At 69.5% G+C, this 13,139-nt stretch carries 12 protein-coding genes and 1 pseudogene; 9 read left to right on the forward strand and 4 right to left on the reverse strand.

Features of this window, described 5'->3' with window-relative positions:
* The first annotated feature begins 75 nt into the window (after positions 1-75).
* The gene (locus GUY60_RS10885; RefSeq protein WP_161696367.1) at positions 76-567 is read left to right on the forward strand and encodes a PaaI family thioesterase; all 492 of its coding nucleotides are present in this window, start codon (positions 76-78) and stop codon (positions 565-567) included.
* A gap of 338 nt (positions 568-905) precedes the next feature.
* On the opposite strand, the gene GUY60_RS10890 is transcribed toward GUY60_RS10885, so the two are convergent.
* Positions 906-1,979, reverse strand: coding sequence for an alkene reductase (locus tag GUY60_RS10890; protein WP_161696369.1), 1,074 nt, complete (start codon positions 1,977-1,979; stop codon positions 906-908).
* Between the two features lie 180 nt (positions 1,980-2,159).
* Between GUY60_RS10890 and GUY60_RS10895 the strand changes: the two genes are divergently transcribed.
* Positions 2,160-2,762 carry a TetR/AcrR family transcriptional regulator gene (locus tag GUY60_RS10895; protein WP_161696370.1) on the forward strand — a complete coding sequence of 201 codons (603 nt, stop codon included), beginning with the start codon at positions 2,160-2,162 and terminating at the stop codon, positions 2,760-2,762.
* A gap of 297 nt (positions 2,763-3,059) precedes the next feature.
* Here the strand turns inward: GUY60_RS10895 and GUY60_RS10900 are convergent, their stop codons facing one another.
* Positions 3,060-3,620 (reverse strand): TetR family transcriptional regulator, encoded by a 561-nt coding sequence (locus GUY60_RS10900; RefSeq protein WP_161696382.1) that lies wholly within the window; start codon positions 3,618-3,620, stop codon positions 3,060-3,062.
* A gap of 113 nt (positions 3,621-3,733) precedes the next feature.
* Between GUY60_RS10900 and GUY60_RS10905 the strand changes: the two genes are divergently transcribed.
* From GUY60_RS10905 to GUY60_RS10920, 4 genes are all read left to right on the forward strand, one after another.
* The gene (locus GUY60_RS10905; RefSeq protein ID WP_161696371.1) at positions 3,734-4,426 is read left to right on the forward strand and encodes an SDR family oxidoreductase; all 693 of its coding nucleotides are present in this window, start codon (positions 3,734-3,736) and stop codon (positions 4,424-4,426) included.
* A gap of 67 nt (positions 4,427-4,493) precedes the next feature.
* Entirely contained in the window at positions 4,494-5,549 is a 1,056-nt protein-coding gene (locus tag GUY60_RS10910) for an aldo/keto reductase (RefSeq protein WP_161696372.1), read from the forward strand.
* A gap of 143 nt (positions 5,550-5,692) precedes the next feature.
* Positions 5,693-6,697: an NADP-dependent oxidoreductase gene (locus GUY60_RS10915; protein WP_161696373.1), complete on the forward strand. Its 1,005-nt coding sequence runs from the start codon at positions 5,693-5,695 to the stop codon at positions 6,695-6,697.
* An 89-nt stretch (positions 6,698-6,786) separates the two neighbouring features.
* Complete coding sequence (locus tag GUY60_RS10920; protein WP_161696374.1) at positions 6,787-7,656, forward strand: alpha/beta fold hydrolase; 870 nt, start codon at positions 6,787-6,789, stop codon at positions 7,654-7,656.
* A gap of 437 nt (positions 7,657-8,093) precedes the next feature.
* On the opposite strand, the gene GUY60_RS10925 is transcribed toward GUY60_RS10920, so the two are convergent.
* Entirely contained in the window at positions 8,094-8,918 is an 825-nt protein-coding gene (locus tag GUY60_RS10925) for an SAM-dependent methyltransferase (RefSeq protein WP_312866253.1), read from the reverse strand.
* Between the two features lie 328 nt (positions 8,919-9,246).
* Between GUY60_RS10925 and GUY60_RS10930 the strand changes: the two genes are divergently transcribed.
* Both GUY60_RS10930 and GUY60_RS10935 read left to right on the forward strand, forming a co-directional pair.
* On the forward strand, positions 9,247-9,906 hold the full coding sequence (locus GUY60_RS10930; protein ID WP_161696376.1) for an ATP-dependent Clp protease proteolytic subunit: 660 nt from the start codon (positions 9,247-9,249) through the stop codon (positions 9,904-9,906).
* A 1-nt stretch (position 9,907) separates the two neighbouring features.
* Positions 9,908-10,525, forward strand: coding sequence for a ClpP family protease (locus GUY60_RS10935; RefSeq protein ID WP_161696377.1), 618 nt, complete (start codon positions 9,908-9,910; stop codon positions 10,523-10,525).
* Between the two features lie 413 nt (positions 10,526-10,938).
* On the opposite strand, the pseudogene GUY60_RS10940 reads toward GUY60_RS10935, so the two are convergent.
* Positions 10,939-11,166, reverse strand: a pseudogene (locus tag GUY60_RS10940) (helix-turn-helix domain-containing protein); the annotation flags it as partial.
* 696 nt (positions 11,167-11,862) lie between these two features.
* Here GUY60_RS10940 and GUY60_RS10945 point away from each other — a divergent pair.
* A complete protein-coding gene (locus GUY60_RS10945; RefSeq protein WP_161696378.1) occupies positions 11,863-13,119 on the forward strand; it encodes a cytochrome P450 in 1,257 nt (418 codons plus the stop codon).
* Positions 13,120-13,139: the final 20 nt, after the last annotated feature.

Consider the following 13,139-nt stretch of genomic DNA (forward strand, 5'->3'; position numbering starts at 1 on the left):
GTCATTGACAGTCAGATGAGGGCGAGGCTAGCTTCACCTGAGAAAGCCAGCTGATCAGAAGGAAGGCGCTGGGCTGTGGGGCGAACACGTACGTACAGCTGGGACGATCCCGCGATGCCGGCGCAGGCGGCCCGCGGCATGGCGGGCCTGGACTTCCTGCGTGAGGTGCAGGCAGGGCGGATTTCGGGTGCGCCGATCGGCCAGACCCTCGACTTCGACCTGGACGAGGTGGAGCACGGCCGCGCAGTCTTCTCCCTGGTGCCGGGCGAGGAGCATTACAACCCGATCGGCACTGTGCATGGGGGCGTGTTCGCCACGCTGCTCGACTCGGCGGCGGGCTGCGCCGTGCAATCCACGCTCCCTGAGGGCATGGCCTATACCTCTCTCGACCTGACCGTGAAGTTCCTGCGGCCGATCACCGTGGACACGGGCCGGGTGCGCGCCATCGGCATGGTGCTCAATGCCGGTCGTCGCACCGCTCTCGCCCAGGCTCAACTGGTCGACGCGGACGACCGCCTGCTCGCCCACGCCACGAGCAGCTGCCTGCTGTTCACGGTGCCCGCGTAACACTGCAGACGTGGCATGAAGCGACGGCGATGCCGGCGGCTCATCGGATGACGAGGTCGCCGGCATCGCGCTCGCTTCGGCAGGCGTTCTTGTTCTCGTCGACCGCCGGGTTCTGGAGGGTGAGGTCGGTCCTCGGCGAGACGTGACGATCGCGCTCGTGCGCAACAGTGTCCTGGGGGTGCAGCCGGTGTTCCGGCAGATGCCTCCCCAGGACTGACTGCTTCTCGACGGCGGCGACAGTTCTGCCCAGTTGGGCGGCGCGGCACGGCGGGACGGCGAACCGCCCACCCGCCTCGGTCCGGTGGGTGGACGGCTCGCAGACGCTGGCGTCAGTGGCGTCAGGCGTGGGCCAGGGTCGGGTAGTCGGTGTATCCGGCCTCGCCGCCGCCGTACAGGGTGGCCGGGTCGATCTCGTTGAGCGCGGCAGTGGTGCGCAGGCGCTCGACGATGTCGGGGTTGGCGAGCGCGAAGCGGCCCAGCGGGGCGATGTCGGCCAGGCCCGCGTCGATGTCGTCGGCGATCTGCTCGCGGGTGCGGCCGTAGCGGACCACGAGCAGGGCGGTCGGCCACACCTTGCGGAAGGAGCGCAGCAGTTCGTCGTCGCCGACGTGATGGACGTGCAGGTAGGCGAGGTTCAGGGGCGCCAGTTCGTTCACCAGGTGGCGGTACTGGGCGCGGACGGACTCGGTGTCGCCCTCGTTGATCCCGCCCAGCGGCATCGCGGGGGACAGGCGGATGCCGACCCGGTCCGCGCCGATCTCCTCGGCCACCGCGCGGGCGACTTCGACGACGAGGCGGGATCGGTTCTCGACCGAGCCACCGTAGGTGTCGGTGCGGTGGTTGGCGTTCGGGGAGAGGAACTGGTGCAGCAGGTAGCCGTTCGCTCCGTGGATCTCCACCCCGTCCGCGCCGGCGGCTATCGCGGAGGCGGCGGCGTGCCGGAAGTCCGCGATCGTGGTCTGGATGTCCTGCACGCTGAGTTCACGCGGGACCGGCGTCTTCTTCGGGCCGGTCGCGGTGAATATTTCCTGGTCGGCGGAGATCGAGGAGGGGGCGACCGGCTGGCGGTGATGCGGGGTGTTGTCCGGGTGGGACATGCGCCCGACGTGCATCAACTGGATGAACAGTGCCCCGCCGCCCGCGTGCACGGCGTCGGCGATCTCGCGCCAGCCCGCGATCTGCTCGGCAGTGTGGATGCCCGGCGTGTTCGGGTAGCCCTGTCCGTCGGCCGAGGGCTGCGTGCCCTCGGTGATGATCAGCCCGAGGGAGGCGCGCTGACCGTAGTAGGCGGCTGCCAGTGGGCCGGGCGTGCCGTCGGCGTTCGCCCTGCTGCGGGTCAGCGGCGCCATGGCGAGGCGGTGCGGGAGCTCGACACGGCCGAGCTTGAAGGGATGCCAGAGGGAGGAAGACATGAGGTGCGTGGTCCTTGATGTCGATGTCGAGAGTGGATCGGTCGCCGGCGTCACCGCTGGGGATCAGGGGACCGGGCGCCGTCGTGGGACGATGACCGAAGGTCGTATCTGAATCCCATCAGTAACGACTGCACTCATAACTGAGTGCAGTCAGAAAAAATTCCCCGAGAGGTGCTCCGCATGCCACGCGCTTCCCAGCCGGCAGGTCGGCGCGAGCGGAACAAGCAGCTCAAGCTCGACCGCATCACCGCCGCGGCCCGCGAGCTGTTCGCCGAACACGGCATCGACGAGGTCACCACGCAGCAGATCGCCGACAAGGCCGACATCGGCACCGGCACGCTCTTCCTCTATGCCAGGACCAAGGGCGAGCTGCTCCTGCTCGTCCAGAACTCCCTCTACGCCGAAGCCCTCGAGCGAGGCCGGGTGGACGCCGAGAACATCCCGGACGCACTGGACGCCGTGATGGCGATCGTCCGGCCGGTCGTCGAATGCAACCGGACCCAGGTCGACAACGGACGCGTCTACCTGCGCGAGATGGTCTTCGGCGATCCCGCCGAGCCCCACCACCGCGAGGCCCTCACCATCACCGGGCAGACCGAGGAGGTCGTGGCCGCAGTGCTTGGCCGGGGCGCGCGGGTCGGCGAGGCAGATGCGGCGGCGATGGCGCGCATCGTGTCCGCCGTGATGTTCCTCGCGATGGCGGCGAGTGTGAACCTCGCAGCGAGCGTCGACGAGATCATGCGCGACATCCGGGGGCAGGTCGCAGTGCTGTTGGCACGCTGACGTCGGCTGCGCGGTTGTTCACCTCTCAGGCGTGCGGCCCGGGGGCTGACCGATACAAGCCGGCGCCGGTGTAAGGCGATGCGCCGGGTGTCGTGGCCCGCTCCCCTCGCCCTCCGCCGGGTGTCGTGGCCCGCTCCCCTCGCCCTCCGCTGGGCCGCGGACGCCCCGTCGTCCACAAGCGCGGCCACGAGCGCGGCCACGAGCGCGGCCACGAGCGCGGCCACGAGCGCGGCCACGAGCGCGGCCACGAGCGCGGCCCACGAGCGCGGCCTACGTGCACGCCTATCGCACCTTTGATCAGGCGGTTTCCGTCAAAGCTGCGTGCGCGGCGGCGAGGATCTCCTCGGAGAGCGGGGAGCCGTTGGTGGCCCGTGCCAGGACCAGTGCGCCCAGCAGGGTGCAGAGGCGGACGATGCCGTCCTGGTCGTCGGTGGCGAGGAAGTCGGCGAAGTCGGCCACCCCCTCGGTGTAGACGCGACGGGCCTCGCGCCCCCCGCCTTCGCGTGCGATGTCGGAGGCGAGCGCGGCGACCGGGCAGCCGTCCGCCGGGACGTCGCGGTGCTCGACGGAGAGGTAGGCGTCGAACAGCGCCTCCTGGGCGGCGTCGCGCTGCCCTTCGTACCGGGCAAGTCCGGTGGTGTGGCGCTGGGCGAGCTCGGTGAAGGCGTGGGCGGTGGCCTCGTCGACGAGCGCCTCCTTGGAGGCGAACTGCTTGTAGAACGCGCCATGGGTCAGACCGGCCGCCTTCATCAGGTCGGCGACGCTGACCTGCGTGCCCTGCTCCCGGAACAGCCGGGATGCGGTGTCCACCACCCGCTTGCGATTTTCCTGCGCCTGCGCCTGCGATACGCGGCCCATGGCCACCTCCCGTTGGATGTCGACTGGCATCTATCGTAGCCCGGTGCTTAGATTAGTTACGTAATCTAATTCGTGCGGGTTGCCGACGGCGCCCGCCAGGACCAGGAGCAGGCATGGAACTGAAGAACGCGGTCGCGGTCGTCACCGGCGCCAACCGGGGGCTCGGCCGGCACTTGGCGGCCCAGCTCGTGGAGCACGGCGCGAAGGTGTACGCGGCGGTCCGCCGCCCGGAGGCGATCGACCTGCCCGGCGTCACCCCGCTGCGCCTGGACGTCACGGACCAGGAGTCGATACAGGAGGCCGCGCGTATCGCGTCCGACGCGACGCTGCTGATCAACAATGCGGGCATCTCCACCGGAGCGACGCTGGCCGGAGGCGACCTGGACGAGGTGCGCCGGGAGATGGAGACCAACTTCTTCGGCCCGCTCGCCGCGACGCGGGCCTTCGCCCCTGTCATCGAGGGCAACGGCGGCGGTGCCGTACTCAATGTCCTGTCCGTCCTGTCCTGGTACCACCCGGCCGGTCTCGGTTCCTACGCCGCCTCCAAGGCCGCCGCCTGGGCGCTCACCGGCGCGACCCGCGAGGAGTTGGCGCCTCGCGGCATCGTCGTCTCGGCGCTGCACGTCGGCTACATGGACACCGACATGGCCGCCGCCGTCCCCGCCGACCAGAAGACCGCCGCCGCCGACGTCGCCGCCCAGGCCCTCCACGGCATCGAGACGGGTCTGCCCGAGATCCTCGCCGACGAACTCACCCAGCAGGTCAAGCAGAGCCTGGCCGCCGCGCCGCAGCCGAATGCGGCCTGAGGCTTCCCTGGGCCGCGGCGCATCCCCTTCTTGCCCCTTCTTGCCTTCCCTTACGTAAGGACCTCTGATGCGTTACACGACCTTCGGACGTCGGACGGGGCTGCGTGTGTCCGAGTACGCGCTCGGCACGGCGAACTTCGGCACCGGCTGGGGCGCCGGCGCCGAGCCGGACGAGGCCCGTCGCATCTTCGACCGGTTCGCCGAAGCGGGCGGCACCTTCCTCGACACCGCGGACACCTACCAGTTCGGCGAGTCGGAAAAGCTGACGGGGAGGTTCATCTCCGCCGACCGCGACCACTTCGTCCTGGCCACCAAGTTCGCCCTCGGCGCCGCCCCGCAGCCGAGCGTTTCCAGGACGGGCAACAGCCGCAAGAACATGGTCACTTCGGTGGAGGCAAGCCTGAAGCGCCTGGGCACCGACTACATCGACCTGCTCTGGGTGCACTTCCCCGACGAACTCGCCCCTATGGAAGAGGTCCTGCGCGGACTCGACGACCTGGTGAGCTCCGGCAAGATCCACCACGCCGCGCTGTCCAACTTCCCCGCCTGGCGCGTCTCGCGCGCCGTGATCCTCGCCGAGCTGAAGAACTGGGCCCCGATCGTGGGCATCCAGCACGAGTACAGCCTCGTCGAGCGGACCGCCGACCGCGAGCTGCTGCCGATGGCCGAAAGCCTCGGGCTCGGTGCCGCCCTGTGGTCGCCGCTCGGCGGCGGACTGCTCACCGGCAAGTACCGGCGCAGCACCGAGGGGCGCCTCAGCGACCTGGGGGCGGTCATCCACACGGAGAGCACCGGCCAGAAGACCGCCGTCGTCGACACCGTCCTGGACATCGCCCAGGCAAGTGGCGTGACGCCCGCCCAGGTGGCGGTGGCCTGGGTGCGCGAGCGCGCCGCCCGTTCCGTGGCCACGCTCGTCCCGATCATCGGCCCGCGCAGCCTCTCCCAGCTCGACAGCTACCTCGGCGTCCTCGACGTCCAGCTGACCGATGAGCAGTACACCCGGCTGTCCGAGGTCAGCTCGGTGCCGCTCGGCGCGCCCCACGAGGGGATCGCCGCCTCCCTGGACCGCCTCCAGGGAGGCGCCGCCGACCGGATCACCGCCCCGGTCGTGCCGACGGCCTGATGGGCGGACGTGGCTCGGACGTGGCTGAGGACAGCGCCCGCGCTTCAGTCGACATAACGACACAAAATATCTCGTACCGGAAGACTCCCGGAACGAATGGAGACCCCGCCCTCTCGCGGACGGGAAACGGAACGGAGACGACGATGAGGGCCTTCATGGTCGAGAAGTACGGTGACCATGCCGGGATGCGCGCCGCTGAGATACCCGACCCGCAGGTGGGCGCCGACGACGTCCTGGTCAAGATCCACGCGGCGGGCGTCAACCCGCTGGACCTCAGGCTGCGCAACGGGGACTTCAAGGCGTTCCTGCCCTATCGTCTCCCGCTCGTCCTGGGCAACGACCTTGCCGGGACGGTCGTCAGGGTCGGCCCGTCCGTCACCCGCTTCGCGGTGGGCGACGAGGTCTACGCCAGGCCCGACAAGGACCGCATCGGCACCTTCGCCGAACTCCTCGCTGTCCACCAGGACGACCTGGCACCCAAGCCGGCCGGCCTCACGATGACCGAGGCCGCCTCCCTTCCGCTGGTCGCCCTGACCGCATGGCAGGCACTGGTCGAGCGGGCAGATGTACAGCCGGGCCAGAAGGTCCTCATCCACGCGGGCGCCGGCGGCCTCGGCTCCATCGCCGTCCAGCTGGCCAGAGCGCTGGGCGCGCACGTGGCCACCACCGTCAGCACCGCCAACGTCGACCTCGCCAAGGAGCTCGGCGCCGACGAAGTCATCGACTACCGCACGCAGGACTTCGCCACCCTCCTCGACGGCTACGACGTCGTCCTCGACAGCCTCGGCGGCGAAAACCTCGCCAAATCCCTGCGCATCCTCAAGCCCGGCGGCACGGCCATCTCCGTCGCGGGCCCGCCCGACCCGGCCTTCGCCCGTGAACTCGACGCGAACCCGATCCTCCGCCTGGCCATGACTGCGCTCAGCTTCAAGACCCGGCGCAGCGCCAAGCGCCACGGCGTGACGTACTCATTCCTGTTCATGAAGGCCAGCGGCGACCAACTGCGCGAACTCACCCCCCTCGTGGACGCCGGGAAGATCCGCCCCGTCGTCGACCGTGTCTTCCCGTTCGGAGAAACCCTTCAGGCCATGGAGTACGTCGAGAAGGGACGGGCAAAGGCCGGCAAAGTCGTCGTCGCGATGACGTGAGGGCGGGAACGAGCCCAGGCGCCAGTTCCTCGGACGGCGAGGAACATCCCGCACACCCCACTCCCCGCACACCACCCCAGGACTCAGCCATGAGCGCACCGTCCAGTTCCCCCACCCCCGCCCCGACGTCGTACAAGAACACACCGAACCGCTCCGTGTCCGTGCGCGGCGTGACCTTCGCCTACCGGCAGCTCGGCCCGGACGACGGCGTACCACTGATCCTCCTGAACCACCTCGCTGCGGTGCTGGACAACTGGGATCCACGCGTCGTCGACGGGCTCGCCGCCCGACGCCCGGTGATCACCTTCGACAACCGCGGCGTCGGCGCGTCCAGCGGCTCCACGCCCGACACCGTCGAGGCGATGGCCCGCGACGCCGTGCTGTTCATCCGAGCCCTCGGGTACGACCAGGTCGACCTGCTCGGTCTGTCGATGGGCGGCTTCATCGCCCAGGTCATCGCGGCAGAGGAACCCGACCTGGTACGCAAGCTCATCCTCGCGGGGACGGGCCCGGCCGGAGGCCCCGGCATCGACAAGGTCACCGCCGTCACCATCAAGGACATCCTCAAGGCCGTCCTGACCCGCAAAGACCCGAAGCAGTACCTGTTCTTCACCGGCACCTCGGGCGGGCGCCGGGCGGCCCAGGCCTTCGTGAACCGGCTGAAGGAGCGCACGGACGACCGTGACAAAGCCATCTCGGTCTCGTCGTTCCGCGCCCAGCTGAAGGCCATCCGCCGCTGGGGTCTCCAGGAACCGGCCGACCTGTCGCGCATCCACCAACCGGTCCTGGTGGCCAACGGCGAGAGCGATCGTATGGTCCCGAGCGTGAACTCGGTCGACCTGGCGGCCCGGCTGCCCCAAGGCGAACTCGAACCCCTCTACCCCGATGCCGGACACGGCGGGATCTTCCAGCGCCACGACCTCTTCGTCCCGCGAGCACTGGAATTTCTCGAACCGTAGCCAGACGAGCGTGACGTCGCGGTCTTCGGCCTCCGCCGCGGATCCGCGGACCAGGAAGTCGTCGCCGACGTAGATGTTGAGGCCGTTGTCGCGGTACTTGATGTCGTCGTTGTCGACCTCCGGATACGGGTCAGGGCGGCCGCGGTGAGCGGTGCTCACACCAGGGCGAGCGCACCGGACGTGGCGGCGGTGGAACGGGCGGAGAAGTGCAGGCGGGACGTGCCCGGTGAGGCCTCTTGGGGTGGGAGAGAGAGCACGTGCCGTACGCAAGACACGTCCCCCGACCGATCACGGTGCCCCCCTCCGCCCGGTGACGCGGGTCATTGCCACCGGGCGGGTTCAAATCGGGCCACCGGATGGGCTGGTGGGCTGATGGGCGGCCGATCCGAGGGAGCGATGTGCGGACGTTCGGGCCGTTTCCGGTTACCGCTGCGCGCTCAGCCCTTCCGTGCGACGCCGCCGAACATCGCCACCTCCTCCACTGACTCGTCCGCGGAGTCGGGCCGCCAGCGGTTGCACGACACCACACCGGGGCCGAGCAGCTCCAACTCAGCGAAGAATCCGGCTATTTGACCGGGCGTACGCTGCGTCAGCTTCGGCGTGCCGTGCTCGTTCCAGAAGGCCACCGCCGCGTCCACGTCCGGCATCGACGGGCTGGTGACGGTGTGCGAGAGCACCAGGTGGCTGCCGCTCGGCAGGGCGTCCATGATGCGGCGTACGACCCTGTGCGCCTCCGCCTCGTCCTCGATGAAGATGACCACGCCGAGCAGCACCAGCGCCACCGGCTCGCTCAGGTCCAGGGTCCTGGCGGCATGTTCGAGGATGGTGTCCACGTCGCGCAGGTCCGCGTCGAGGTAGTCGGTCCTGCCCTCCGGCGTACTGGTGAGCAACGCGCGTGCGTGGGCGAGGACCAACGGGTCGTTGTCGACGTACACCACCCGGCTTTCCGGGGCGAGGCGTTGGGCCACCTCGTGCGTGTTGTCGGCGGTCGGCAGACCTGTGCCTATGTCCAGGAACTGCCGGATCCCGACCTCGTTCACCAGGTGGTGCACGGCGGCACTGAGGAAGCGGCGGTCCGCACGCGCGTAGTCACCGATGCCCGGGTGCAACTGCCGGATCTGGTCGCCGGTCGCGCGGTCGACCTCGTAGTTGTCCTTGCCGCCGAGCCAGTAGTTCCAGATCCGCGCGGTGTGCGGCTGCGAGGTGTTGATCCGGGCGCGGACCTCTTCGGGAGTGGTCTCGGGGGTGGGCTGCTGGGTCACGCTGCTCCTTCGGTGGCGCGGTTCTCCGGTCATGGGGTTTCGGTCGTCAACAGGCAATGTAGAGCGTTGAGTTCGGGCGGGGCCTCGTGCGGTGGCGGTGGCGGCGCCGGCCGTGACGGTGACGGTGGCTCTGGCCGTGGCGGTGATCTGTCTGGAGGCGTACCCGCCTTCCGGATTCGTACTGCTGGATTCGCTCTGCTGTGGGCAGATCTGCCGCGGGCAGAGATTGCTTTCGTCGGGGTGGTCGTGGGGCGAGATTGGAGGGAGAGCGTTCCAGCGCACCAGCGATGACATGGGACGCACCAGCGACGACATTGGAGGAAGACCGATGACAGCAAGCTCGCTCGTCACCGGCTGGGGCCGGGAACTGAGCCCGCGGGCCGAAGAGGGGGACACGGCACCGACGCGGTTCGACGACCACCTCGCCGCCCAACTGCTCGGCCAGCGCATCATCGTGCTGGGCACCCAGGTCGACGAGGTCTCCGCGAACCGGGTCTGCGCCCAGATGCTGCTGCTCTCCGCCGAGGACCCGCGCACCGACATCAGCCTGTACATCAACAGTCCGGGCGGTTCCGTGCACGCGGGCCTCGCCATCTACGACACGATGCGGCTGATCCCCAACGATGTGTCGACCCTGGCCATGGGATTCGCCGCCAGCATGGGGCAGTTCCTCGTCTCGGTCGGTACGGCCGGCAAGCGGTATGCCCTGCCCAACGCGCGGATCATGATGCACCAGCCGTCCGCGGGCATAGGGGGTGCCGTCGCCGACATCGAGATCCAGGCGGAGAACCTGGAGTTCCTGAAGCGGTCGATCGAGCGCATCACCGCCGAGCACACCGGGCAGACACCGGAGACCATCTCGCGTGACGGCGACCGCGACCGCTGGTTCACCGCCGAACAGGCCAAGGAGTACGGCATGGTCGACCACGTGGTGACGTCACTGAGTGACGTCCGGCCTGCCGCGGCCAAGCAGCGCAGGGGGTTCTGAGATGGGTTCGTACACGATCCCGAACGTCGTCGAGCGCACCCCGCAGGGCGAGCGGTCCTACGACGTCTTCAGCCGGCTCCTCTCCGAGCGCATCATCTTCCTCGGCACCGAGATCGACGACGGCGTCGCCAACGTCGTGATCGCACAACTCCTGCACCTGGAGGCGTCCAACCCAGGCCAGGAGATCGCCATCTACATCAACTCGCCCGGTGGATCGTTCACTTCACTCATGGCGATCTACGACACGATGACCTTCATCGGCGCTCCCATCTCCACCTTCTGTGTGGGGCAGGCGGCTTCCACTGCCGCGGTGCTGCTCGCGGGCGGCGACAAGGGGCGACGCTTCGTCCTCGACCACTCCAGAGTGCTGCTCGGCCAGCCCGCCAGCGGGGGCCAGCGCGGCACGGTCTCCGACCTTCACGTGCAGGCCAAGGAGATGCTGCGGATCCGCGCCCAGATCGAGGAGGTCCTCTCCCAGCACACCGGCCACGACGTGGCGACGCTGCGCACGGACATGGACCGCGACAAGGTGTTCACGGCCCAGGAAGCCGTGGCGTACGGCCTCGCGGACGAGGTACTCACGCGCCGACAGGTGGGCGGTGTCGGCGGAGCGGTCTGAGCGGCGCTCCGCGGGCTTCGGCTCTGTGGCGTGGCTCCTGGGCGGCCTAAGGAGGCGCCCGTGCCTCCACTGTTCGTGGCTGCGTACGCAACGCCCCCTTTCCGTAGGGCTGTTGCGTACGCGGACCACGTACGGGTCGGGCGGCGCTGTGCTCCCTCGCCGGGAATCGAGGACTGCGCTCAGGCAGCCAGGCGCAGGTGGCTCTGGTGGGCGCTGGAGGGAGAGCCCAGGCGGCGGGAGCCCGGACGTCTACCTGCCCCGGTGAGAGTCCCCGTACGGACCGGCCTGGCAGTGAGCGACTCGGCACTGAGGGGCCGGGTGCGGAGTGAACCAGCGCTGAGGGATGCGGAGTTGGGGGATACAGGGTTGAGCGCTGCCGAGTGGAGGGACGTCGCGTTGAGGGGTGCGGCACCCGAGAGTCGGATGATCTCGGTCTGGCCGCGGGACAGCAGGTCGGTCAGGCTCAGGCCCAGCGCGCGTGCCGCGGCCGCGATGACCTCGGAGGACGCTTCCTTGCGGCCACGCTCCAGCTCGGAGAGGTACGGCATGGAGATGCGGGCGGCGTCGGCCACGTCCTTCAACGTGCGCTCCTGGGCCTGCCGTTCGCGGCGCAGCACATCCCCGACGATGTCCCGCCACAAGGGTTCCTTGGCCGGGGGCGCGGTCGGAGTCGGCGTACCGGCGGGACTTTGCGTACCGGCGGCATTCCGCGTACCGGCCGGAGCGGGCGTTGGGCTGCTTCCCGGAGCCGGAGCCGGAGCGTGGTGCGCGCCCGCACCTGTACCTGATGGCGTCGACTGGGTGGGTTGGCGCAGCGGTATCACCCGGGCACCGGCTGCCCGGCGCGGGGCGTCGACGCCACGGCCTGATCGGGCACCGTGCCCCTCGCCGCCGCCCTGACCCGTGTGACGGTCATGCGTCTCCCGTACGACACGGCCCGCGCGGGTGGCATGGGCGTCTCGGGGCGCGCCTGATTCGGTCGGATCTTCGCTGCTCACCACTTCGCTGCTCACCACTTCAGAGTAGGAGCGGAGGGGCGGTCGAGGGGCAAGTTCCGTTCTGCCATCAGCGAAGCAAGACGGCATCCGGCTATGGGCGGGGGCGAGAGCGCGGGGCGGTGAGAGTACGGGCGGCGTGAGGGTGCGTACTGGTCAGCCCGGTGGGTGGCCGGTATGCCCCTTGACCTCCCCGCAGGCCGTGCGATTTGAGGGCAGCGCTGCTCTGATACGCATTCTGATGCACAGTCAGAAATGCTCGGGGAGTGCTCAGGGCAACGTAGGGGCACTCGGCAACGCGCATCCGGGCCGTACCTCAACGCTCGCGAGAGGAGCGCACCCATGGACGCAGCCGCCATGGACCCAGCCACATCGGAGGACAACGGCACGTACCCCTTCACGCCCGGCGCGTTCGGTGGCTGTCCTGCCGCGTACGCGCGACGGCGGGTGGACAGTCCGGTCAGTGTCGTGGCCCTTCCCAGCGGCGACGCAGTGCTGCTCGTGACCAGGTTCGACGACATCCGCGAGGTCCACTCCAACCCGCACTTCTCGCGGAACCTGCGCTACCCCGGAGCCCCGCGCATGCTCGCCGCCGGCGACTTCGGTGAGGACCCGAACTCGTTGGTCAACATGGATCCGCCGGAGCACGCCCGGCTGCGCCGTATCGTCCAGGGCGCCTTCACGCCGCGCGCCGCCGAGAAGTGGCGGCCGCAGATCACGGAGATCGCGGACGGTCTGCTGGACGCCATGATCGACGCGGGTTCGCCCGCCGATCTGCGTACGGCCTTCGCCTTCCCGTTGCCGGTCGAGGTGATTTGTCGACTGCTCGGAGTGCCGCCGAAGGACAGTCCGCTGTTCCGCGAGTGGTCCGACCGACTGCTGTCCCTCACCGCCGGATCCGCCGAGGAACGGCTGCGCGCGGGCCGCGACTTCAGCGCGTACGTGGACGGACTCGTCGCCGACCACCGGCGTGGCTCGCGCACCGATCCCCCGGGCGAGCCCGCCCGGAACGACCTCATCGACGAGCTCATCGCAGCCCGCGACGAGGACGAGGAACGGCTCGGTGACGGCGAACTGGCCAATATGGTGCGCGGGTTGATCATCGCCGGTCATGAGACGACCGCGAATGTCATCTCCCGTGGCACCCTCGCCCTCCTGCGCCGCCCCGGAGCGCTGGCCGAGTTGAGGGCCGGACCCGAGCGTGTCGCCGGAACCGTGGAGGAGATCCTGCGGGTGGAGATTCCCGGGCACGGCGCGCTGCTCCGGGTCGCGAAACGGGAGGTCAGGCTGCCGTCGGGGGCGGTCGTCGGCGAGGGGCGGGGCGTACTCGCCCCGTTCGTGGCCGCCAACCACGATCCGCTGCGCTTCCCCGACCCGGAGGCCTTCGACCCGGCGCGTACGGACAACCGCCATCTGACCTTCGGTATCGGCCCCCACTACTGCCTCGGCGCCAACCTCGCGCGCGTCGAACTCCAGGTCGCGATCGAGGCCCTCGCCCGGCGACTGCCCGATCTGCAACTCGACGTACCGATCGACGAACTGACCTGGTCGACCGGCAGCCGAGTGTGCGGACTCACGGCGCTGCCGGTGCGGTGGTGATCTGAGAGTGAAGGGAGGGG

The sequence above is a fragment of the Streptomyces boluensis genome (assembly GCF_009908195.1).
Taxonomy (GTDB): Bacteria; Actinomycetota; Actinomycetes; order Streptomycetales; family Streptomycetaceae; genus Streptomyces; species Streptomyces boluensis.

Coding starts and splice junctions, on each gene's coding strand:
- GUY60_RS10890 (WP_161696369.1), bottom strand. CDS start 1,979: ATGTCTTCCTCCCTCTGGCATCCCTTCAAGCTCGGCCGTGTCGAGCTC.
- GUY60_RS10895 (WP_161696370.1), top strand. CDS start 2,160: ATGCCACGCGCTTCCCAGCCGGCAGGTCGGCGCGAGCGGAACAAGCAG.
- GUY60_RS10900 (WP_161696382.1), bottom strand. CDS start 3,620: ATGGGCCGCGTATCGCAGGCGCAGGCGCAGGAAAATCGCAAGCGGGTG.
- GUY60_RS10905 (WP_161696371.1), top strand. CDS start 3,734: ATGGAACTGAAGAACGCGGTCGCGGTCGTCACCGGCGCCAACCGGGGG.
- GUY60_RS10910 (WP_161696372.1), top strand. CDS start 4,494: ATGCGTTACACGACCTTCGGACGTCGGACGGGGCTGCGTGTGTCCGAG.
- GUY60_RS10915 (WP_161696373.1), top strand. CDS start 5,693: ATGAGGGCCTTCATGGTCGAGAAGTACGGTGACCATGCCGGGATGCGC.
- GUY60_RS10920 (WP_161696374.1), top strand. CDS start 6,787: ATGAGCGCACCGTCCAGTTCCCCCACCCCCGCCCCGACGTCGTACAAG.
- GUY60_RS10930 (WP_161696376.1), top strand. CDS start 9,247: ATGACAGCAAGCTCGCTCGTCACCGGCTGGGGCCGGGAACTGAGCCCG.
- GUY60_RS10935 (WP_161696377.1), top strand. CDS start 9,908: ATGGGTTCGTACACGATCCCGAACGTCGTCGAGCGCACCCCGCAGGGC.
- GUY60_RS10945 (WP_161696378.1), top strand. CDS start 11,863: ATGGACGCAGCCGCCATGGACCCAGCCACATCGGAGGACAACGGCACG.